This window comes from Streptomyces sp. NPDC000983 (genome assembly GCF_040299205.1).
GTDB lineage: Bacteria > Actinomycetota > Actinomycetes > Streptomycetales > Streptomycetaceae > Streptomyces.
This window is the reverse complement of the sequence record NZ_JBEPBM010000004.1, coordinates 1-20,628: the sequence shown is the minus strand read 5'-3', so window position 1 is coordinate 20,628 and position 20,628 is coordinate 1. Positions and strand designations below refer to the sequence as shown.

The 20,628-nt window shown below is 73.2% G+C and carries 16 protein-coding genes and 1 riboswitch; of the genes, 9 read left to right on the top strand and 7 right to left on the bottom strand.

Going from position 1 to position 20,628, the window contains the following annotated elements:
* Positions 1 to 130 precede the first annotated feature (130 nt).
* A complete protein-coding gene (locus tag ABT296_RS05795; protein ID WP_351923619.1) occupies positions 131 to 3,103 on the top strand; it encodes a carbohydrate binding domain-containing protein in 2,973 nt (990 codons plus the stop codon).
* Between the two features lie 78 nt (positions 3,104 to 3,181).
* Here the strand turns inward: ABT296_RS05795 and ABT296_RS05790 are convergent, their stop codons facing one another.
* Positions 3,182 to 3,823: a superoxide dismutase gene (locus ABT296_RS05790; protein WP_351923617.1), complete on the bottom strand. Its 642-nt coding sequence runs from the start codon at positions 3,821 to 3,823 to the stop codon at positions 3,182 to 3,184.
* A gap of 161 nt (positions 3,824 to 3,984) precedes the next feature.
* Positions 3,985 to 7,611: a cobaltochelatase subunit CobN gene (gene cobN / locus ABT296_RS05785; protein WP_351923615.1), complete on the bottom strand. Its 3,627-nt coding sequence runs from the start codon at positions 7,609 to 7,611 to the stop codon at positions 3,985 to 3,987.
* 47 nt (positions 7,612 to 7,658) lie between these two features.
* Positions 7,659 to 7,771, bottom strand: a riboswitch (cobalamin riboswitch).
* Between the two features lie 72 nt (positions 7,772 to 7,843).
* Here cobN and cobG point away from each other — a divergent pair.
* The 3 genes from cobG to ABT296_RS05770 all read left to right on the top strand — a co-directional run bounded on the left by cobG (position 7,844) and on the right by ABT296_RS05770 (position 11,359).
* Positions 7,844 to 9,124 carry a precorrin-3B synthase gene (gene cobG, locus ABT296_RS05780; protein WP_351923613.1) on the top strand — a complete coding sequence of 427 codons (1,281 nt, stop codon included), beginning with the start codon at positions 7,844 to 7,846 and terminating at the stop codon, positions 9,122 to 9,124.
* Between the two features lie 97 nt (positions 9,125 to 9,221).
* Positions 9,222 to 9,854 carry a precorrin-8X methylmutase gene (locus ABT296_RS05775; protein WP_351923611.1) on the top strand — a complete coding sequence of 211 codons (633 nt, stop codon included), beginning with the start codon at positions 9,222 to 9,224 and terminating at the stop codon, positions 9,852 to 9,854.
* Positions 9,851 to 11,359, top strand: coding sequence for a precorrin-2 C(20)-methyltransferase (locus tag ABT296_RS05770; protein WP_351923609.1), 1,509 nt, complete (start codon positions 9,851 to 9,853; stop codon positions 11,357 to 11,359). Before ABT296_RS05775 ends, ABT296_RS05770 begins: the two co-directional genes overlap by 4 nt.
* Before the next feature lie 39 nt (positions 11,360 to 11,398).
* Here ABT296_RS05770 and ABT296_RS05765 read toward each other — a convergent pair whose 3' ends face one another.
* The gene (locus ABT296_RS05765) at positions 11,399 to 12,145 is read right to left on the bottom strand and encodes a cobalt-precorrin-6A reductase (protein WP_351923607.1); all 747 of its coding nucleotides are present in this window, start codon (positions 12,143 to 12,145) and stop codon (positions 11,399 to 11,401) included.
* 18 nt (positions 12,146 to 12,163) lie between these two features.
* Between ABT296_RS05765 and ABT296_RS05760 the strand changes: the two genes are divergently transcribed.
* Complete coding sequence (locus ABT296_RS05760; protein ID WP_351923605.1) at positions 12,164 to 13,282, top strand: cobalt-precorrin-5B (C(1))-methyltransferase; 1,119 nt, start codon at positions 12,164 to 12,166, stop codon at positions 13,280 to 13,282.
* Between the two features lie 13 nt (positions 13,283 to 13,295).
* On the opposite strand, the gene ABT296_RS05755 is transcribed toward ABT296_RS05760, so the two are convergent.
* The 3 genes from ABT296_RS05755 to cbiE are packed head-to-tail and all read right to left on the bottom strand — an operon-like array spanning position 13,296 to position 15,660.
* Complete coding sequence (locus ABT296_RS05755) at positions 13,296 to 13,628, bottom strand: glyoxalase superfamily protein (RefSeq protein WP_351923603.1); 333 nt, start codon at positions 13,626 to 13,628, stop codon at positions 13,296 to 13,298.
* Between the two features lie 14 nt (positions 13,629 to 13,642).
* Entirely contained in the window at positions 13,643 to 14,392 is a 750-nt protein-coding gene (gene cobM, locus ABT296_RS05750) for a precorrin-4 C(11)-methyltransferase (RefSeq protein WP_351923601.1), read from the bottom strand.
* Complete coding sequence (gene cbiE, locus ABT296_RS05745; protein WP_351923599.1) at positions 14,389 to 15,660, bottom strand: precorrin-6y C5,15-methyltransferase (decarboxylating) subunit CbiE; 1,272 nt, start codon at positions 15,658 to 15,660, stop codon at positions 14,389 to 14,391. Before cbiE ends, cobM begins: the two co-directional genes overlap by 4 nt.
* A 428-nt stretch (positions 15,661 to 16,088) precedes the next feature.
* Here cbiE and ABT296_RS05740 point away from each other — a divergent pair, with 428 nt between their 5' ends.
* From ABT296_RS05740 to ABT296_RS05730, 3 genes are all read left to right on the top strand, one after another.
* A complete protein-coding gene (locus ABT296_RS05740) occupies positions 16,089 to 16,655 on the top strand; it encodes a hypothetical protein (protein WP_351923597.1) in 567 nt (188 codons plus the stop codon).
* Positions 16,656 to 16,726: 71 nt separating this feature from the next.
* On the top strand, positions 16,727 to 17,062 hold the full coding sequence (locus tag ABT296_RS05735; protein ID WP_351923595.1) for an antibiotic biosynthesis monooxygenase family protein: 336 nt from the start codon (positions 16,727 to 16,729) through the stop codon (positions 17,060 to 17,062).
* A 265-nt stretch (positions 17,063 to 17,327) separates the two neighbouring features.
* Entirely contained in the window at positions 17,328 to 18,206 is an 879-nt protein-coding gene (locus ABT296_RS05730) for a S1 family peptidase (protein ID WP_351923593.1), read from the top strand.
* A gap of 28 nt (positions 18,207 to 18,234) precedes the next feature.
* On the opposite strand, the gene ABT296_RS05725 is transcribed toward ABT296_RS05730, so the two are convergent.
* Entirely contained in the window at positions 18,235 to 19,182 is a 948-nt protein-coding gene (locus tag ABT296_RS05725) for a LysR family transcriptional regulator (protein ID WP_351923591.1), read from the bottom strand.
* Positions 19,183 to 19,306: 124 nt separating this feature from the next.
* Between ABT296_RS05725 and ABT296_RS05720 the strand changes: the two genes are divergently transcribed.
* Positions 19,307 to 20,506: a cysteine desulfurase-like protein gene (locus tag ABT296_RS05720; RefSeq protein ID WP_351923589.1), complete on the top strand. Its 1,200-nt coding sequence runs from the start codon at positions 19,307 to 19,309 to the stop codon at positions 20,504 to 20,506.
* Positions 20,507 to 20,628 lie beyond the last annotated feature (122 nt).

Here is a 20,628-nt window from a genome sequence, read left to right as displayed (position 1 = left end):
ATCGCTTGCTGCAAGTTTCCGAATCATCTTGCGTCGGTGGCGCGGCCTCCCCAGGGCTCTCGCCTGCCGTCGTGAGTGCGCCCACGGCCGCGCTTGTCCGAGCACGGTCCGCTCACGAGGGAGTTCTCCCATGGAACGCAGTACCGCCCGGCGGCTGAGACGGCCGCTGACGGCGCTGGTGATAGCCGGCTCGTTGCTCAGCCTGCTGCAAGCCGTCCCCCGGGACGCCGGACTGCCCGCGGAACCGGTCGCCCAGGCGGCGAACACGGCGACGGTCTTCTACTACACGAAGACCAGGAACTGGTCCCAGTACAACCTGCACTACGCCCCGGACGGCGGCTCCTGGACGACCGTCCCCGGTGTGGCCATGGAGGCCGCCTGCACGGACTGGGTCAAGAAGACCGTGGACCTGGGCTCCGCGAGCGGTCTGCAGGCCACCTTCAACAACGGCAGCGGCACCTGGGACAACAACGGCGGCGCCAACTACGCGCTCGGCACCGGGAACATCACCGTCAAGGACGGCGTGGTGGCCCACTCCGACCCCTGCGCGGACACGGGCACACCGGGCGACAACTCGGCCACCGTCTACTACTCGACGGAGTCCCTGGGCTGGTCGACCGCGAACATCCACTACAAGCCCGCGGGCGGCGCCTGGACGACCGTCCCCGGCATCGGCATGCAGGCCGCCTGTACCGGGTGGTGGAAGCAGACCGTCGCCCTCGGCTCGGCCACCTCCCTGACCGCCGCGTTCAACAACGGCAACGGCACCTGGGACAACAACAACGGCGCCGACTACGCCGTCCCCGCCGGCACCAGCACCGTGAAGAACCGCACCGTCGTGGGGGACGCCGCCGACCCGTGCGCCGCCGAGGAGCCGGACACCGAGGCACCCACCGCCCCCAGCGGGGTGAGCGCGAGCGCCGACGGCGTCTCGGTCGTCCTCACCTGGGAGCCGTCGACCGACGACAAGGGCGTCAGCAAGTACCAGGTCACCCGCTCCGGAGGGGCGGGCACGACGGTCACGGACGTCGGCTCGACCGTCCTGACCGACACCGGCCTGGAGGAGGAGACCGAGTACACCTACACCGTGCGGGCCGTGGACGCGGCCGGCAACGTCTCCGCCGCCTCCGCCGCCGTGAAGGTGACCACCGGCGAGAAGCCCGACGCCCCCGCGGCCGGCACTCCGCTCGGCACCGACCCGCGCAAGGACCCCATCTACTTCGTGCTGACCGCCCGCTTCTACGACGGCGACAGCTCCAACAACCGCGGCGGCAGCCAGCACACCAAGTCGGGCAACGCCGCCAACAACGACCCCATGTTCCGCGGCGACTTCAAGGGCCTGGTCCACAAGCTCGACTACATCAAGTCCCTCGGCTTCTCGGCCGTGTGGATCACCCCGGTCGTGCTCAACCGCTCCGACTACGACTACCACGGGTACCACGGCTACGACTTCTACAAGGTCGACCAGCGCCTGGAGTCGGCCGGCGCCACCTACCAGGACCTGATCAACGCGGCCCACGCCAAGGGCATGAAGATCTACCAGGACGTCGTCTACAACCACTCCTCCCGCTGGGGCGCCAAGGGCCTGTACACGCCGACCGTGTACGGCGTCCGGGACACGCAGTGGAGCTGGTACTACGACGAGAAGAACGAGGGCTTCGAGTACGACGGGCTGACCGTCGAGACCAAGAGCGGCAAGTCGTACTACAACGGCGACCTGTGGTCGACGGCCGAGCCGACCGGCAACACCTGCCTCAACTGGGGCAAGCCGACCGGCGGCAAGAGCGCCGAGGGCTACACCCTCTACAACTGCCAGTGGCCGAGCCCGACTTCGGGGATGTTCCCGAAGGCGCTCTACCACCAGTGCTGGATCGGCAACTGGGAGGGCGAGGACTCCCGTTCGTGCTGGCTGCACGAGGACCTCGCCGACTTCAACACCGAGAACGCCACCGTGCAGAACTACCTGATCGGCGCGTACAACAAGTACATCGACATGGGCGTCGACGGCTTCCGGGTCGACACGGCCGTACACATCCCGCGCACCACCTGGAACCGCCGCTTCCTGCCCGCCATCCAGGAGCGCGTCACCCAGCGGTTCGGTGCCGAGGCCGCGAAGAACTTCTTCGTCTTCGGCGAGGTCGCGGCCTTCGTCAACGACAAGTGGAACCGCGGCTCGGTGAACCACTCGGCGCAGTTCTTCACCTGGAAGGAGCGCAAGGAGTACGACGCCGACGACGCCAAGGCGGCGCTGGAGATGTACGACTACGAGCAGCAGCAGGGCACCGGGAACCAGCCCACGTCGACCAACGCCTTCCTCCAGGGCAACAGCTACCACACCCCGGACCACTCGCAGTTCTCCGGTATGCACGTCATCGACATGCGGATGCACATGAACTTCGGTGACGCGCACAACGCCTTCTCCAACGGCAAGGACTCCGACGACAGTTACAACGACGCCACGTACAACGTCGTCTACGTCGACAGCCACGACTACGGGCCGAACAAGTCGAGCGAGCGCTACACCGGCGGCACCGACGCCTGGGCCGAGAACATGTCCCTGATGTGGACCTTCCGCGGCATCCCGACCCTGTACTACGGCTCCGAGGTCGAGTTCCAGGCGGGCAAGAAGATCGACTGCGGGCCCAGTTGCCCGCTCGCCACGACCGGTCGCGCCTACTTCGGCGACCAGATCGCGGGCGAGGTGAAGGCCGCCGACTTCTCCAAGGTGGAGTCCGCCAGCGGAGCCGTCGCGACCACGCTGGAGAAGCCGCTGGTCAAGCATGTGCAGCGGCTGAACCAGATCCGCCGGGCCGTCCCCGCCCTGCAGATGGGGCAGTACTCCACCGAGGGCGTCTCGGGCGGCATGGCCTTCAAGCGCCGGTACACCAGCGGGTCGACGGACAGCTTCGCACTGGTCGCCGTCACCGACGGGGCCACCTTCACGGGCGTCCCCAACGGCCGTTACGTGGACGCCGTCACGGGTGACGTCCGCCAGGTGACCAACGGCAGCCTCACCGTCGCCGCCCCCGGCAAGGGCAACCTGCGGGTGTACGTGCTGGGTGGCACCGGCCAGATCGGCACCGCCGGCCCCTACCTCAAGTAGGCGGGGACACGGACGCGGGTGCCGGGCGGAGTTCCGCCCGGCACCCGCACCGCTCTCTCCCGAGGTGGCGCTACGCCGTCACGGCGCGAGGAGCAGGCTGTCGCCGCGCTCCTTGGCGGCGCCGTAACGCCGGGCCACGTCCTGCCAGTTGACGACCTGCCACATCGCGTCGATGAAGTCGACCTTCTGGTTCCTGTACTGGAGGTAGAAGGCGTGCTCCCAGGCGTCGAAGACCAGGATCGGGGTCGAACCCTGGCCGACGTTGCCCTGGTGGTCGTAGATCTGCTCGACGATCAGCCGGCCGCTGAGCGGTTCGTAGGCGAGGACGCCCCAGCCCGAACCCTGGGTGGTGGCCGAGGCCTTGGTCAGCTGGGCCTTGAAGGCGGCGAACGAGCCGAAGGACTCGGTGAGGGCGTCCGCGAGGTCGCCCACGCCGTCCGCGGCAAGCGGCTCGCCACCGCCGTCGCCGGTCATGTTGTGCCAGTAGATGCTGTGCAGGATGTGGCCGGAGAGATGGAACGCGAGGTTCTTCTCCAGCCCGTTGATCGACCCCCAGGACTCCTTGTCCCGCGCCTCGGCGAGCTGTTCGAGGGTGTCGTTGGCCCCCTTCACATACGCCGCGTGGTGCTTGTCGTGGTGCAGCTCGATGATCTCGGGGCTGATCACCGGAGCCAGCGCGGCGTAGTCGTAGGGAAGTTCCGGAAGCGTGTAGAGCGCCATGTCAGACGTCCTCCGACGTTATTGCGAACGATATGCAACTGCACGCTATCAGCATCAAGGGCGCGTGCTTCGAGCACACGACGAAGGGCCCGTGCGCGGATCGCGCACGGGCCCTTCGGGTCGGATGTGAGGTCCGATGTGAGGTCGGACGTGAGGGAGCGTCAGTCCCCGTCCTCCAGGTCCCCCTCGGTCTCCAGGTACACCTGGCGCAGCGCCTCCAGGACCGCGGGGTCCGGCTTCTCCCACATACCGCGCGACTCCGCCTCCAGCAGCCGCTCGGCGATGCCGTGCAGGGCCCAGGGGTTGGCCTCCTGGAGGAACTCGCGGTTGACCGGGTCCAGTACGTAGGTCTCGGTGAGCTTGTCGTACATCCAGTCGGCGATCACGCCGGTGGTGGCGTCGTAGCCGAACAGGTAGTCCACGGTGGCGGCGAGTTCGAAGGCGCCCTTGTAGCCGTGGCGGCGCATCGCCTCGATCCACTTCGGGTTGACCACCCGGGCCCGGAAGACCCGGGAGGTCTCCTCGACCAGGGTGCGGGTGCGCACCGTCTCGGGCCGGGTGGAGTCGCCGATGTACGCCTCGGGGGCGGTGCCGCGCAGGGCGCGGACGGTGGCCACCATGCCGCCGTGGTACTGGAAGTAGTCGTCGGAGTCGGCGATGTCGTGCTCGCGGGTGTCGGTGTTCTTGGCGGCGACCTCGATCCGCTTGTACGCCGTCTCCATCTCCTCGCGGGCCGGCCGTCCGTCCAGCTCACGGCCGTAGGCGTAGCCGCCCCAGACGGTGTACACCTCGGCGAGGTCGGCGTCGGTGCGCCAGTCGCGGGAGTCGATCAGCTGGAGCAGTCCGGCGCCGTAGGTGCCGGGCCGGGAGCCGAAGATCCGGGTGGTGGCCCGGCGTTCGTCGCCGTGCTCGGCGAGGTCGGCCTGGACGTGGGCGCGCACATGGTTGGCCTCAGCCGGTTCGTCCAGCGAGGCGGCGAGCCGTACGGCGTCGTCGAGCAGCCCGACGGTGTGCGGGAACGCGTCGCGGAAGAAGCCCGAGATGCGCAGGGTGACGTCGATGCGGGGGCGGCCCAGCTCCTCGTACGGGACGGGCTCCAGGCCCGTCACCCGGCGGGAGGCGTCGTCCCAGACGGGGCGGACGCCGAGCAGGGCGAGGGCCTCGGCGACGTCGTCGCCCGCCGTGCGCATGGCGCTGGTGCCCCACAGGGACAGGCCGACGGACGTGGGCCAGTCGCCGTTGTCCGTGCGGTAGCGCTCCAGCAGGGAGTCGGCGAGGGCCTGCCCGGTCTCCCAGGCGAGGCGGGAGGGGACGGCCTTGGGGTCGACGGAGTAGAAGTTGCGGCCCGTCGGAAGGACGTTGACCAGGCCGCGCAGCGGTGAGCCCGAGGGGCCGGCCGGGACGAAGCCGCCGTTGAGGGCGTGCACGACATGGTGGAGTTCGAGGGTGGTCGCGGCCAGCCGCGGGACGACCTCGCGGGCGGCGAACTCCAGGATGGCGGTGACCTGTTCGCCGTGCGTGTCCGGCGCGGAGTCGGGGTCCCAGCCGAGTTCCTCCATCCGCTCGACCAGGGCGCGGGCCTCGGCCTCGGCCTCGTCGGCGGTGGTGCGGGTCGCGGCGGACTCGTCGAGGCCGAGCGCCTCGCGCAGGCCGGGCAGGGCGGTGGTGCCGCCCCAGATCTGGCGGGCGCGGAGGATGGCGAGGACCAGGTTGACGCGGTCCGCGCCGCCCGGCGGGGTGCCGAGGACGTGCAGGCCGTCGCGGATCTGGGCGTCCTTGACCTCGCAGAGCCAGCCGTCGACGTGCAGCAGGAAGTCGTCGAAGCCGTCGTCCTCGGGGCGGTCGTCGAGACCGAGGTCGTGGTCGAGCTTCGCGGCCTGGATGAGGGTCCAGATCTGGGCCCGGATCGCCGGGAGCTTGGCCGGGTCCATGGAGGAGATCTGGGCGTACTCGTCGAGGAGTTGCTCCAGGCGCGCAATGTCGCCGTAGGAGTCGGCGCGGGCCATCGGCGGGACGAGGTGGTCGACGAGGGTGGCGTGGACCCGGCGCTTGGCCTGGGTTCCCTCGCCGGGGTCGTTGACGAGGAAGGGGTAGATCAGGGGAAGGTCGCCGAGGGCGGCGTCGGGGCCGCAGGCGGCGGACAGGCCGGCGTTCTTGCCGGGCAGCCACTCCAGGTTGCCGTGCTTCCCGAGGTGGATCATCGCGTCGGCGCCGAAGCCGCCGTCGTCCGCGCGGGCGGCGATCCAGCGGTAGGCGGCCAGGTAGTGGTGGGAGGGCGGCAGGTCGGGGTCGTGGTAGATGGCGATGGGGTTCTCGCCGAAGCCGCGCGGGGGCTGGATGAGGATCAGCAGGTTCCCGAAGCGCAGGGCCGCGAGGACGATGTCGCCCTCCGGGTTGCGGCTGCGGTCGAGGAACATCTCGCCGGGCGCCGGTCCCCAGTGCCGCTCCACCGCCGTGCGCAGCTCCTCGGGGAGCTCGGCGTACCAGCGGCGGTAGTCGGCCGCCGGGATGCGGACCGGGTTGCGGGCGAGCTGCTCCTCGGTGAGCCAGTCCTGGTCGTGGCCGCCCGCCTCGATCAGCGCCCGGATCAGCTCGTCGCCGTCGCCGGAGGCGAGGCCGGGGATGTCGGCGCCGCCGAAGTCGTAGCCCTCGTCGCGCAGTCGGCGCAGCAGGGCGACCGCGCTGGCGGGGGTGTCCAGGCCGACCGCGTTGCCGATGCGGGAGTGCTTGGTGGGGTAGGCGGACAGGACGAGCGCGAGCCGCTTGTCGGCGTTGGCGATGTGCCGAAGTCGCGCGTGGCGTACGGCGATACCGGCGACGCGGGCGGCGCGCTCGGGGTCGGCGACGTAGGCCGGGAGGCCGTCGGGGTCGATCTCCTTGAAGGAGAACGGGACGGTGATGAGCCGGCCGTCGAACTCCGGGACGGCGATCTGGCTGGCCGCGTCGAGCGGGGAGACGCCCTCGTCGTTCTCCTCCCAGTCGGCGCGTGAGCCGGTGAGGCACAGGGCCTGGAGGATCGGCACGTCGAGGCCGGTGAGCGCGCCCGCGTCCCACGACTCGTCGTCCCCGCCCGCGGACGCCTCGGCGGGCTTGGTGCCGCCCGCGGCGAGGACGGTGGTCACGATGGCGTCGGCGGCGCGCAGTTCGTCGATCAGCTCGGGCTCGGGGCTGCGCAGGGAGGCCACGTACAGCGGCAGCGGGCGGGCGCCCGCGTCCTCGATCGCGTCGCACAGGGCGCCGACGAAGGCGGTGTTGCCGCTCATGTGGTGGGCGCGGTAGTAGAGCACGGCGATGGTCGGGCCGTGCGCGTCCGTGCGGGCGGCGCGCTCCAGCGGGCCCCAGCTCGGCGCGGCGGCGGGTGGGTCGAAGCCGTGCCCGGTGAGCAGGACGGTGTCCGAGAGGAAGCGGGCCAGCTGCTCCAGGTTGGCCGGTCCGCCGTGCGCGAGGTAGGCGTGGGCCTCGGCGGCGATGCCGACCGGGACGGTGGAGGCGGCCATGAGCTGGGCGTCCGGGGCCTGTTCGCCGGTGAGGACGACGACGGGCCGGCCGTCGGCGAGGAGCAGGTCGATCCCCTCCTGCCAGGCGCGCAGGCCGCCGAGGAGGCGTACGACGGTCAGGTCGACGCCGTCGAGGAGCGCGGGCAGGTCGTCGAGGGCCAGCCGGGCCGGGTTGGCGAAGCGGTACTCGACGGGGCCGGCCGCCGCGCGGGCGCTGAGGAGGTCGGTGTCGGACGTCGACAGCAGGAGGATGCGGGAGTGCTGGGGTCGTGCCCCGGTGGAACGCGGCATGCTGCGTCTGCCTTCCTCGGGGTGTCCGCGCCCCGGGCGGTGTCGGACGGCGGGAGTTCCTGGCTCGCCCGGACCGTGTGGGCCGGGTTCACAGTGGCGGGACCGCGCCGGAGTCTCACCGGGCTTCCTCCCCTGTCGCCGTCATGGCGATGGCGGACCGGACTGGTCCGCCGTTGAGCATAGTAAGGGTCACCGCATCCGGTCCGGGGATACACCCCATGTGAGGGTATGTATGCTCGCCGCCATGTCGGCTTCCCTCAACTCATCGCCCCAGGCCACCGTGGTCGCACGGGGTCGTGGGGACGCCTGCCCGGGGACCTTGCGGCTGCACTCGGCGGACGACGGGGCCCTGGCCCGGATACGGATTCCCGGCGGGGTGCTGACCACCGCGCAGGCCCTGGCGCTGGCCGACGTGGCCACGCGGCTGGGCGACGGGGATCTTCATCTGACCTCCCGGGGCAATGTGCAGGTGAGGGGCCTGGAGGGCGGCTGCGGTGGGGAGTTGGCGGCCTCGCTGGAGGCGGCCGGCCTGCTGCCCTCGGCCACGCACGAACGGGTCCGCAACATCGTGGCCTCGCCCCTGTCGGGGCTCGACGGAGGGGGCCGGTTCGACGTCCGGCCCTGGCTCGGCGACCTCGACTCGCGGTTGTGCGCGAGCGCTTCGGCACGGTCGCTTTCCGGACGTTTTCTGTTCGCGCTCGACGACGGGCGCGGGGACGTCGCCGCGCTCGGTGCCGATGTGACGGTGCGCGCGGCCGACGGCGGCGCGGAACTCGCCCTGGGGGCGCACCGGGAGGCGCTCCTGGTGTCCGAGCGGGACGCCCCGCGGGCCGCGCTGGTGGCCGCTCAGACGTTCCTGGAGGCCGTGTCGGCGAGCGACGCGCGCGTCTGGCGGATCGCCGAACTCCCCTTGAACGGAGCCGAGTTCCTCGAACTGGCGCGTACCCGTCTGGCGGCCGCCGGCATCGTTCACGAAGGGCGGTCCAGGGACCGCTCGTACACGCCGGGACCGCCGCCGGGAGCGATCGGCGACAGCCTCTGCGTGCACATCCCCCTGGGACGTCTCTCGGCCGGTCAGTGGCGCCGGCTGGCCGGCCTCGCCGCCGGTGAACTGCGGCTGACTCCCTGGCGCGGTGTGGTACTTCCCACATCGGCACCGCCCACGGACGAGGTGCTCGCGGGGGTCGCGGCCGACGGCCTCGTCGTCGACCCCGCCTCCCCCTGGCCGCGGGTGGGCGCGTGCATCGGCAGTCCCGGCTGCGCCAAGTCGCGGGCGGACGTACGGGCCGACGCCGCCGCCTCCCTGCCCGCGGTCGGCGCCCGCGGCCTGCCCCTGTACTGGTCGGGCTGCGAACGCCGGTGCGGGCATCCCCCGGGCGACCGGGTCGACGTGGTCGCCGTCGCCGAGGGCGGCTACCGGCTGTCCACCGCGGTGGCCGGACAGGACACCCCTGCCACCACGATGCCCGGCCCGTCCGCCCTCGCCGCCGCGCTGGCGGCGATCACCCCTTGAGCCGCACGACCCGCGTGCCCCGCCGGGCACGCACCACCCTCATGAGCCGAACGGGCCCGTGCAAGCCCGTTGCCGACCGAAAGCAGCGAGAGATCCCGTGACCACGTACGCATACGAGAAGGACGGCGCGGCCATCTACCGGCAGTCCTTCGCCACCATCCGCGCGGAGGCGGACCTGACGGGCCTGCCGTCCGACGTCAGCCAGGTCGCGGTCCGGATGATCCACGCCTGCGGGATGGTCGACCTCGTCCAGGACCTGGCCTACTCCCCCGCAGTCGTGTCCCGCGCCCGTGCGGCGCTGCGCGCCGGCGCGCCCATCCTCACCGATGTGCGGATGGTCGCCAGCGGGGTGACCCGCAAGCGGCTGCCCGCCGACAACGAGGTGCTCTGCACGCTCTCCGACCCGGCCGTGCCGGAGCTGGCGGCGAAGCTCGGCACCACGCGCAGCGCGGCCGCGCTGGAGCTGTGGCGGGACCGGCTGGAGGGCGCGGTCGTCGCCGTCGGCAACGCGCCGACCGCCCTGTTCCAGCTGCTGGAGATGATCGAGGCGGGCGCGCCCCGGCCCGCCGCCGTCATCGGCGCACCGGTCGGGTTCATCGGCGCCGCCGAGTCCAAGGACGCCCTCGCCGCGAACGAGTCGGGCCTGGAGTACCTGGTGGTGCGCGGACGGCGGGGTGGCAGTGCCATCGCCGCCGCCGCGCTCAACGCGATTGCGAGTGAGGAAGAGTGAGCGGCGAGAAGACGGCTGCCGGGCGGCTGTACGGCGTCGGGCTCGGCCCCGGCGACCCGTCCCTGATGACGGTACGGGCGGTCGAGGTGATCGCCGGGGCGGACGTGGTCGCGTACCACAGCGCGCGGCACGGCCGGTCCATCGCCCGCTCGATCGCGGCCCGGCACATCCGCGCCGACCACATCGAGGAGCGGCTGGTCTATCCCGTCACGACGGAGACCACCGACCACCCCGGCGGTTACAAGGGCGCCATGGAGGACTTCTACGCGGAGGCGTCGGCGCGGCTGGCCGCGCACCTGGACGCCGGGCGGACGGTCGCGGTCCTCGCGGAGGGCGACCCGCTGTTCTACGGCTCCTACATGCACATGCACAAGCGGCTCGCCGACCGCTACGACACCGAGGTCGTCCCCGGTGTCACCTCGGTGTCCGCGGCGGCGGCCCGCCTCGGCACCCCGCTCGTCGAGGGCGAGGAGGTGCTGACGATCCTGCCGGGCACCCTGCCCGAGGAGGAGCTGGCGGCGCGGCTGGCGTCGACGGACACGGCCGTGGTGATGAAGCTGGGGCGGACCTTCACCAAGGTGCGCGGCGCGCTGGAGAGTTCCGGCCGGCTGGCCGAGGCGCGGTACGTCGAGCGGGCCACGATGGAGGGCGAGCGGGTCGGCGAGCTGGCGGAGGTGGACCCGGAGTCGGTGCCGTACTTCTCGGTCGCGGTGCTGCCCAGCCGGGTGGACGCCGAGCGTCCGTCGGCGCGGGAGCGGGGCGAGGTCGTCGTGGTCGGCACCGGTCCGGCCGGGCCGCTGTGGCTGACGCCCCAGACACGGGGCGCGCTCGCGGACGCCGACGACCTGGTCGGCTACACCACCTACCTGGACCGGGTGCCGGTGCGTGCGGGCCAGGCGCGGCACGGCAGCGACAACCGGGTGGAGGCCGAGCGCGCCGAGTTCGCGCTCCAGCTGGCGCGGCGGGGGCGGCGGGTGGCCGTGGTCTCGGGCGGCGACCCCGGTGTCTTCGCGATGGCGACCGCGGTCCTGGAGGCCGCCTCGCAGGAGGAGTACGCGGACGTTCCGGTGCGGGTGCTTCCGGGGGTGACCGCGGCGAACGCGGCGGCGGCCCGCGCGGGCGCCCCGCTCGGGCACGACTACGCCACGATCTCGCTGTCGGACCGGCTCAAGCCGTGGGAGGTCATCGCGGAGCGGCTGCGTGCCGCCGCGGCGGCCGACCTGGTCCTGGCCCTGTACAACCCCGGTTCGCGCAGCCGTACCTGGCAGGTGGGCAAGGCCCGCGACCTGCTGCTGGAGCACCGGGCGGCCGGCACTCCGGTGGTGGTCGCGCGGGACGTGGGCGGGCCGGACGAAAGCGTGCGGATCGTGGAGCTGGGCGAGCTGGACCCGGCCGAGGTCGACATGCGCACGATCCTGCTGGTCGGCTCCTCGCAGACCGAGTCCGTACGGCGGGGGGACGGCACGCGGATCGTGTGGACCCCGCGCCGCTATCCGGAGGCGTGAGCGCGGGGAGCGGCGCCGGACCGGTGCCGCTCCCGGCGGTCAGCCCCTGCCGTCCTGCCTCCCGACCCAGTGGGCGGCCTCCTCCGGGCCGTCCACGACCGGCACCCCCTCGGGCATCGGCGGACGGCGCACCACGACCACCGGCACCCCCGCCTCCCGGGCGGCCGTGAGCTTCGGTGCCGTGGCCGCTCCGCCGCTGTCCTTCGTCACGACGACGTCGATACGGTGGCGGCGCAGCAGCTCGCGCTCCCCGTCCAGGCCGAAGGGGCCGCGGTCGAGGAGCACCTCCATGCGGGCCGGGTGCGGGGCCTCGGGCGGGTCGACGGACCGCACCAGGAACCACAGGTCGTCGAGGCCGGCGAAGGCGCCCAGTCCCATCCGCCCGGTGGTGAGGAACACCCGCCGCCCCAGGGCGGGCAGCAGGGCGGCGGCGGCCTCCAGGGAGGCGGCGTCGTGCCAGTCGTCGCCCGGCACAGGGACCCAGCCGGGGCGGCGCAGCGCGAGGAGGGGAACATGGGCGGTGGCGGCGGCCCGCGCCGCGTGGAAACTGATCGTCCCGGCGAAAGGGTGGGTGGCGTCGATGAGCGCGTCCACCCGGTGCTCGCCGAGCCAGGCGGTCAGGCCCTCCACTCCGCCAAAGCCGCCGATCCTGACCTCGCCCGGAGGCAGCCGGGGGCTGGCCACGCGCCCGGCGAGTGAACTGGTGACGGTCAGGCCCGGCGTGCCGTGGAGCAGTTCGGCAAGTCGGCGGGATTCGGTGGTCCCGCCGAGAATCAGTACATGCATGGAAGTCCAGGTCCGTTCATGAGCAACGAAGTCAAGGGCGGCCGCAGGGCCCAGCTGGAGCACACCGGGCTGCGGCCGGGGTGGACGACCGGCGCCTGCGCCACGGCCGCCACGACGGCGGCGTACACGGCGCTGCTGACCGGGGAGTTCCCGGACCCGGTGACGATCACCCTGCCCAGGGGGCACACCCCGGCGTTCGCCCTGGCCGCGGAGGAGCTGGGCGACGGGTTCGCGATGGCGGGCGTCGTCAAGGACGCCGGTGACGACCCCGACGTCACGCACGGGGCGCTGGTCCGGGCCACGGTGCGGCCGCTGCCGGCCGGGGCGGGTGTGGTGTTCCGGGCCGGGCCGGGGGTCGGGACGGTCACCCGCCCGGGGCTGCCGCTGCCCGTCGGGGAACCGGCCGTGAACCCGGTGCCGCGCAAGATGATGCGCGACCATGTCGCCGAGGTCGCGGCCCGGCACGGCGGCACCGGGGACGTGGAGATCACCGTCTCCGTCGACCACGGCGAGGAGATCGCCCGCTCCACCTGGAACCCGCGCCTGGGCATCCTCGGCGGGCTGTCCATCCTCGGTACGACCGGGATCGTGGTGCCGTACTCGTGCTCGGCGTGGATCGACTCCATCCGGCGGGGCGTGGACGTGGCGCGGGCGGCGGGGCGTACGCACGTCGCCGGGTGCACCGGGTCGACGTCGGAGAAGACGGTCGTCGCCGAGTACGGCCTGCCGGAGGACGCCCTGCTGGACATGGGCGACTTCGCGGGCGCCGTGCTGAAGTACATCCGCCGCCATCCGGTGGACCGGCTGACCGTGTGCGGCGGCTTCGCGAAGCTGTCCAAGCTGGCCGCAGGCCATCTCGACCTGCACTCGGCCCGCTCCCAGGTCGACAAGGGCTTCCTCGCCGGCCTCGCCCGGCGCGGCGGCGCGGACGAGGCGCTGGCGGAGGCGGTGGCCGGGGCGAACACCGGGCTGGCCGCGCTCCAGTCGTGCCTGGCCGCCGGGGTGCCGCTCGGCGACCTCGTCGCCGAGGCCGCCCGGGACGAGGCGCTGTCCGTGCTGCGGGGGGCGCCGGTCGCGGTCGACGTGATCTGCATCGACCGGGCCGGCACGGTGGTGGGGCGCAGCACGGTGGCGTGAGCGCGGATACCGCTCACGCGCCGGCCGCGCCCACACGCAGCCGGTTGCCGTCGGGGTCCCGCAGCTCCAGCTCGCGGCCCCAGGGCGCCTCCTCGGGCACCGCGCCGAACTCCGCGGCGACCGCGTCGAGGTCGGCGAGCCGCAGATACACCAGCGTGTCCGGCCGCGCGTCCCCCTCGTGCTCCGACAGGAACAGCCGGACCGGCCCGCGCGCCACCTCGGTGAAGACGGGCAGACCGGGCTCGAACCGGTGCTCCCAGCTCCGGGTGAAGCCCAGCCGCGCGTACCGGGCGACCGCGGCGGCGGCGTCGCGGACCCGCAGGATCGGGATGACTTCCTCGTCCATGTCCGGGACCTCCGTCAGCAGTTGTGCCGTTCGCGTTCCGCCGAGTACAGGTGGCTGTCGCGGAACTGCTCGGCGCCCAGGGTCCGCCCCACCATGATGACGGCGGTGCGCTCGACACCGGACTCCTTCAGCTTCCCCGCGATCTCGCCGAGCGAGCCCCGGATGATCAGCTCCTCGGGGCGGGAGGCGTAGGCGACGACCGCGGCGGGGCAGTCGGCGCCGTAGTGCGGGAGGAGTTCGCCGACCACCCGGTCGACCAGCTTGGCGGCGAGGTGCAGCACGATCAGCGCGCCGCTGCGGCCGAGGGTGGCCAGGTCCTCGCCCTCGGGCATGGGCGTGGCCCGATTGGCGACCCGGGTGAGGATGACCGTCTGGCCGACGGTCGGCACGGTCAGCTCCCGCTTCAGGGCGGCGGCCGCCGCGGCGAAGGCCGGCACCCCGGGGACGACCTCGTACGGGACCCCGGCCGCGTCCAGCCGGCGCATCTGTTCGGCGACCGCGCTGAACACGGACGGGTCGCCCGAGTGCAGCCGGGCCACGTCGTGCCCTTCCTCGTGGGCGCGCACCAACTCGGCGGTGATCTGGTCCAGGTCGAGGTCGGCGGTGTCCACCAGCCGTGCGTCCGGCGGGCATTCGGCGAGCAGCTCGCGCGGGACCAGGCTGCCCGCGTACAGGCAGACCCGGCAGGCGGCGAGCGTGCGGGCGCCGCGCACCGTGATCAGGTCCGCCGCGCCCGGTCCGGCGCCGATGAAGTACACGGTCATGTGTCCACTCCTGCAGGGGTGTCGAGGGTTTTCCGTACGGCCCACTGGGTGACCGGCATCGCCTGCCGCCACCCGATGAAGCCGCCCACCGGCACGGCGTGCGCGACCGCGAGCCGCACCAGCTCGCCGCCGTGCCGCCGGTGGGCGTCCGCGAGCAGCGCCTCGGACTCCAGGGTGACGGTGTTCGCCACCAGCCGCCCGCCGGTGGGCAGTGCCTGCCAGCAGGCGTCGAGGAGACCGGGCGCGGTGAGGCCGCCGCCGACGAACACGGCGTCGGGCAGCGGCAGTTCGAAGAGGGCGGCGGGGGCCCGGCCGGTGACGACGACGAGGCCGGGCACACCGAGCCGGTCGGCGTTGCGGGCGATGCGGGCGGCCCGCACCGGGTCGCGCTCGACGGTGTAGGCGTGGCAGGAGGGGTGGGTGCGCATCCATTCGATGGCGATGGAGCCCGAGCCGCCGCCGACGTCCCACAGCGTCTCGCCGGGAGCGGGGGCCAGCGCGCCGAGCGTCGCGGCGCGGATGTGCCGTTTGGTGAGCTGCCCGTCGTGCTCGTACGCCTCGTCCGGCAGGCCGGGTACGGCGCCGAGGCGGAGGGCGTGCGGGGCGCGGTGGCACTCGACGGCGACGAGGTTGAGGGGGTCGCCGTCCGCTCGCTCCGGCCACTCGTCGGCGGTGGTCTCGGCGCCCATGTGCTCCTTCGGGCCGCCCAGTTGCTCCAGGACCCGCATCCGGCTCGGTCCGAAGCCGCGGTCGCGCAGGAGTTCGGCGACGGCGGCGGGGGTGCCGGCGTCGGCGCTGAGTACGAGGAGCCGGCGGCCCTCGTGCAGGGCGGCGGCGAGGCGGGCGGTGGGACGGCCGACGAGGGTGACGACCTCGACGTCCTCCAGCGGCCAGCCGAGCCGGGCCGTGGCCCAGGACACGGAGGAGGGGTGGGGAAGAACACGCAGCCCGCCCGCCCCGCCGGTCTCCTCGGCGAGGGCGCGTCCGATGCCGTAGAACATGGGGTCCCCGCTGGCCAGTACGGCGATCCGGCGGCCGGCGTGGGCCGCGAGCAGCGCGGGGACGGCGGGACGCAGGGGCGTGGGCCAGGTGACGCGTTCCCCGGCGCACGGCGCGGGCAGCAGGTCCAGTTGGCGCCGGGCGCCGATCAGGACCTCGGCGTCCCGCAGGGCGGCGCGCGAGGCGTCGGACAGCCCGTCCCAGCCGTCGGCCCCGATCCCGACGACGGTCACGGCGGGGGTCGGCGGTTGTGGACGTACGGCGGTCAAGCTCGGCACCTCGGGATTCGGCGACAACGCGCGGTGGCAACAGGGGCGCACTCTACTGGGCGCCGACCAGCGGGTTCACGCTCGGGTGCCCCTCCTGGCGGCAATAAAGAACATCGCGACCAATAGGTGCGAATGACCATAAAAGGCGCACCGGCGGAGGCCTGCTGCCGAGCACCGCCGAACGCGCCCCCACGCGCCGCCCGCACGCCCGCACGCGGGAGTGCGCCGCCCCAAATCCCTTGATCCGCAAGCTACTTGACCGCCCAGTGGGTATCCACAAGACGGGTGGCATCGGGGACGCATGGGGGGACTGACTGGTGGCGCGCCTGTCATGGACGTCCGGGCCCTGCACATCACGCCGTCAGAGGCGGCGGCAGACGGTACGAGTGCTGCGGGCCCGCGGGCTGTACGGACCGAGATTCCGCGAAGTGCTCACTCCGCTGGCCCTGTTCGTCACCGCGGTGTGCTCCCTGGTCGCGCTGCTGGCCCTCGGCTACCGCTCGGTGGGGATCGCGGCGCCGGTCGCCGGGGTCCTGGCCGTCACGGGTGCCGTCGCGCTCTGGCTGCGCCGCCGCCGGCCGGGCGCCCGCAGGCGCGTCGGGTACTACACCCGGGAGGAACTGCTCGACCTCGACACCGAGGGCCTGGCGCTGGCGGTGGCGCGGATGCTGCGCCGGGACGGGTGGCGGGTGCGGCTGATGCCCGCGGCCGACCGGCCGCGGGTCTGCGCGCGGAGCGCCGAGGGCCGGCACCTGGACGTGGCTTTCCGGCCGGTCGCGGAACCGCTCCCCGACGAGGACCCGGCACACCCGCACACGCGCCGCGGGAAGCCCGACGAGGAGGTCCTCCGGCTGGTCGTGCACCGGGGCACCTTCGCGGCCCGTGACGTCCGCTGGGCGCACCGGGACGGCAGGACCCGCCTGGTCGACGGCCCGGCACTGCGCCGCTGGGCGTCGGGCGAGCACCTCGGGGAACTCCTCGCCGACCAGGCGTGAGCCGCGGCTGGCCCGCCGACGGGCGCGGGGCGGCGGCCTTCCCCGGAGGTCCGTGCGGCAGGATGAGCGGCATGAGCGTAGTCAAGATCAATGTACTGAGCGTCCCGGCCGAGCAGCGCGAGACGCTGGAGAAGCGCTTCGCCTCCCGCGCGCACGCCGTGGAGAACTCCGACGGGTTCGAGTGGTTCGAGCTGCTGCGGCCCGTCGAGGGCACCGACAGCTATCTGGTGTACACGCGTTGGCGTGACGAGGAGTCCTTCCAGGCGTGGATGGAGGGCCCCATGAAGGCGGCCCACCAGGGCCAGGGCGGTGGCGCGGAGGGCGGCGAGCGTCCCCGGCCGGCGGCCTCCGGTTCCACGCTGTGGTCCTTCGACGTGGTCCAGCAGGCGGCCCCCAAGGGCGACTGACGCCCGTACGGACGACACACGCGCCCGTCGCGCCCGCGCGGGCGCGTGTCCTTCGGTTCAGGCCCGTACGGCTGACCGGCCCGCCCCCGAGCACGGCCGGAAGGCGACCTACCCCCGCTCCGGTTGCCCCGGCACAATGGGCGCTGCCCGTTCTCGACAGGCGGCACGCGCACGCCGCGTGGCCCGTCTCGGCACACCGGTGCCACCGCACCGCAGCCATGCGCACCTGGCCAACCATCCAACGGTCCTCGGGGAGTTGTGGGCGATGCGAGCACGCCGTAGTACGACGGCACGGTTCCGGTCGGTCACCTGCGCGCTGAGCCTGCTCGCCGCCGCGGTCCTGGCCCTGCCGGGCACGAGTTCGGCCGCCACTCCCCCGCCGTACACGACCGCCCGGGCCGCGTCGGCCGTGGAGGCGCTGGACATCGCCGGTACCGCCTGGGCGGTCGACGCGGACACCGGGACCCTGCGGGTGCGGGCCGACGCCACCGTGCCGGACGCCGACCTCGTACGGCTGCGGCAGCTCGCCGCGCGCTCCGGCGGAGCCGTCGTCCTCGAACGCGACGAAGGGCGGCTGCGCACCCTCCTGTCCGGCGGCGACGCGGTCTTCGCCTCCGGCCTGCGCTGCTCGGCGGGGGTCAACGTGCGCAGCGCAAACGCCTACTACTTCGTCACCGCCGGCCACTGCACCGCCTCGGCGGCGACCTGGTACACCGCCTCCGCCCAGACCACCGCGATCGGCCCCACCACCGGAACCAGCTTCCCCGGCGACGACTTCGGCATCGTCCGGTACGCCAACGACGCCGTACCGCGCCCCGGCACGATCGGCACCCTCGACGTCACCGGCACCGCGAACGCCTACGTCGGCCAGAGCGTCTGCCGCCGGGGCGCGACCACCGGCGTCCGCTGCGGTGTGGTCACCGCGCTCAACGCCACCGTCAACTACGCGGGCGGCCACATCGTCTACGGGCTGATCCGCACCAACATCTGCGCCGAGCCCGGCGACAGCGGCGGCCCGCTCTACGCGGGCGACAAGGTCATCGGCATCCTCTCCGGCGGCTCCGGCAACTGCACGAGCGGCGGGACCAGTTACTACCAGCCGATCCAGGAGGCCCTCACCCGGTACGGGCTGTCGGTCTACTGACGGCCCTCGGCCGGTACGGGCCGTCCTTCTACTGACGGCCCTCGGCCGCCTCCGGTGACACCACGTCCGCGACGGCCCGGCCGAGCAGCGCGAGCAGGTCCTCGACGACCGGGGGCCGGGCGCCGGGGCGGCTCACGGCGAGGATCTCGCGGTGCAGGGGCGTGACGCCGGGCGGCAGGACCACCCTGTCGACGCCCGTGTCCCCGCCCTGCCCGAGGAGCGTGGCCGGGATCAGGCCCACCGCCGGCCCGGCCCTGACCATGGCGAGCATGCTGTGCAGATCGTCGGTCTCCAGCGTCACCCGGGGCGCGATGCCGAGCCCTCCGGCCCAGCGGTGCAGCAGCCGCCGGTCGGGGTTGTTCGCGTGGCCCGAGACCCATTCGCGCTCCAGGCAGTCGGCCAGTTCCACCGGGCGGCCCAGCGCCGGCTCGGCGCCCGTGACCAGGATCAGCGGTTCACTCCCCAGGACCGAGACCGCCAGTGCCTCGGACGGCAGCGGCGGGTCCTCGGGCAGATAGCGGTAGGCGACGAGCAGGTCGATGTCCCCCGATCTGACCCGCGGCACGCCCTCGTCGGTCTCCACGACCACCAGACGGATCCGGGGCCCCGGCCGGCGGTCCCTGAGCGTGGCCAGGACCCGCGGCAAGAGGTACGTCATCGCGCTCGGGTACACGCCGACGCGCAGTTCGACGACCTCCTGGGCGGCGATGGCGTGGGCGGCGTCCTGGAAGCGCGCGGTGGCGTCGAAGAGCGTCTCGGCCGCCCGGGCGAGCGAGCGGCCGGCGGCGGTGAGGATCAGCCGGCTGCCGGGGCGGCGGACGATCAGCTCGATGCCCGTCTCGCGTTCGAGCGCGGCGATGTGCTGGGACACCGCGGAGGGCACATAGCCCAGCTCCGACGCGGCCTCGGCCATCGAGCCCCGGCGCACCACGGCCATGAACGTGGCCAGGAGCTTCAGATCCGGCTGGGACTTCATGGATCGGAGGACTTCATGGATCGTGAACTTTCGCTTCGAGATCCGTCGCTTTACGTGTCGACCGGTCGCCGCCAGAGTAGAGGAACCGCGACGCCGGGCGCGCACCCGGCAGAAAGCAGAGGCCATGGCCATCGATCTCACCGCCCTGCGGTCCCACTTCCCGTCCCTCGACTCGGGCCTCGCCTTCTTCGACGGCCCGGGCGGGACGCAGACCCCGCGCCCGGTCGCCGACGCCATCGCCGCGACGCTGACCGGCCCGCTGTCCAACCGGGGCGGTGTCAGCCCGTCGGAGCGCAACGCCGAGCGTGCCGTGACCGACTTCCGCGCCGCCTACGCCGACCTGCTGAACACTCCCGCGCAGGGCATCGTGCACGGCCGCAGCGCCACGCAGCTCACGTACGACTTCTCCCGGCATCTGGCCAGGACCTGGCAGCCGGGCGACGAGATCGTCCTGAGCCGTCTCGACCACGACGCGAACGTCCGGCCCTGGATCCAGGCCGCCGAGCGTGCCGGGGCGACGGTCCGCTGGATCGAGATCGACCCGGGCACCACGGAACTCGACCTCGACTCCTACGAGCGGGCCCTGTCGTCCCGGACCCGGCTGGTCGCGGTCACGGCCGCCTCGAACGTGCTGGGCACCAAGCCGCCCGTACGCCGGATCGCCGACCGGGCGCACGAGGAGGGCGCCCTGGTGTACGTGGACGGTGTCCACTACGCGGCGCACGCTCTCGTGGACGTCCCCGCGCTCGGCGCGGACCTGTTCGTCTGCTCGCCGTACAAGTTCCTCGGGCCGCACTGCGGGGTGCTGGCCGGGTCGCCCGAGTTCCTGGAGACCCTGCGCCCGGACAAGCTGCTGCCCTCCTCCGACGCCGTGCCCGAGCGCTTCGAGTTCGGCACACTGCCCTACGAGGTCCTGGCCGGCGCCTCGGCGGCCGTCGACTTCCTCGCCGCGCTGGACCCGGGTGCGGGCACCTCGCGCAGGGAGCGGCTGGCGCACTCCCTGGACTCCCTGCACGCCCACGAGCAGGTGCTGCGCACCCGGATGGAGGACGGTCTGCGGGCCCTGGGCGACGCCGTCACCCTGCACTCGAAGGCCGCCGAGCGGACGGGGACCGTGCTGATGACCCTGGAGGGCCGCGACGCGCGCGAGGCGCAGGCCCACCTGGCGGCGCGGGGCGTGGTGGCACCGGCCGGTTCGTTCTACGCGTACGAGCCCTTCACCGCGCTCAAGCTGGAGGACCCCGCCCTGCGCGCGGGCCTCGCCCCCTACAACACCGCCGACGACGTGGACCGCCTCCTCGACGGGCTCGCGGACTTCCTCTGACCCCCGCCGGAACGGGCGGGGCGATAACGAAGAGAGGCGTGGGGGGGGCGCGGGTGCGCGCGCGGGGCCCCCCCCGGGGAGCGGACCCCCCGGTACAACAGAGAGAGAGGAAGAAAAAACAG

Excerpts from the sequence above, each read along its gene's own strand:
- ABT296_RS05795 (WP_351923619.1), top strand. The coding sequence starts at position 131 with ATGGAACGCAGTACCGCCCGGCGGCTGAGACGGCCGCTGACGGCGCTG.
- ABT296_RS05790 (WP_351923617.1), bottom strand. The coding sequence starts at position 3,823 with ATGGCGCTCTACACGCTTCCGGAACTTCCCTACGACTACGCCGCGCTG.
- cobN (WP_351923615.1), bottom strand. The coding sequence starts at position 7,611 with ATGCCGCGTTCCACCGGGGCACGACCCCAGCACTCCCGCATCCTCCTG.
- cobG (WP_351923613.1), top strand. The coding sequence starts at position 7,844 with ATGCTCGCCGCCATGTCGGCTTCCCTCAACTCATCGCCCCAGGCCACC.
- ABT296_RS05765 (WP_351923607.1), bottom strand. The coding sequence starts at position 12,145 with ATGCATGTACTGATTCTCGGCGGGACCACCGAATCCCGCCGACTTGCC.
- ABT296_RS05760 (WP_351923605.1), top strand. The coding sequence starts at position 12,164 with ATGAGCAACGAAGTCAAGGGCGGCCGCAGGGCCCAGCTGGAGCACACC.
- ABT296_RS05755 (WP_351923603.1), bottom strand. The coding sequence starts at position 13,628 with ATGGACGAGGAAGTCATCCCGATCCTGCGGGTCCGCGACGCCGCCGCC.
- cobM (WP_351923601.1), bottom strand. The coding sequence starts at position 14,392 with ATGACCGTGTACTTCATCGGCGCCGGACCGGGCGCGGCGGACCTGATC.
- ABT296_RS05735 (WP_351923595.1), top strand. The coding sequence starts at position 16,727 with ATGAGCGTAGTCAAGATCAATGTACTGAGCGTCCCGGCCGAGCAGCGC.
- ABT296_RS05730 (WP_351923593.1), top strand. The coding sequence starts at position 17,328 with ATGCGAGCACGCCGTAGTACGACGGCACGGTTCCGGTCGGTCACCTGC.
- ABT296_RS05725 (WP_351923591.1), bottom strand. The coding sequence starts at position 19,182 with ATGAAGTCCCAGCCGGATCTGAAGCTCCTGGCCACGTTCATGGCCGTG.
- ABT296_RS05720 (WP_351923589.1), top strand. The coding sequence starts at position 19,307 with ATGGCCATCGATCTCACCGCCCTGCGGTCCCACTTCCCGTCCCTCGAC.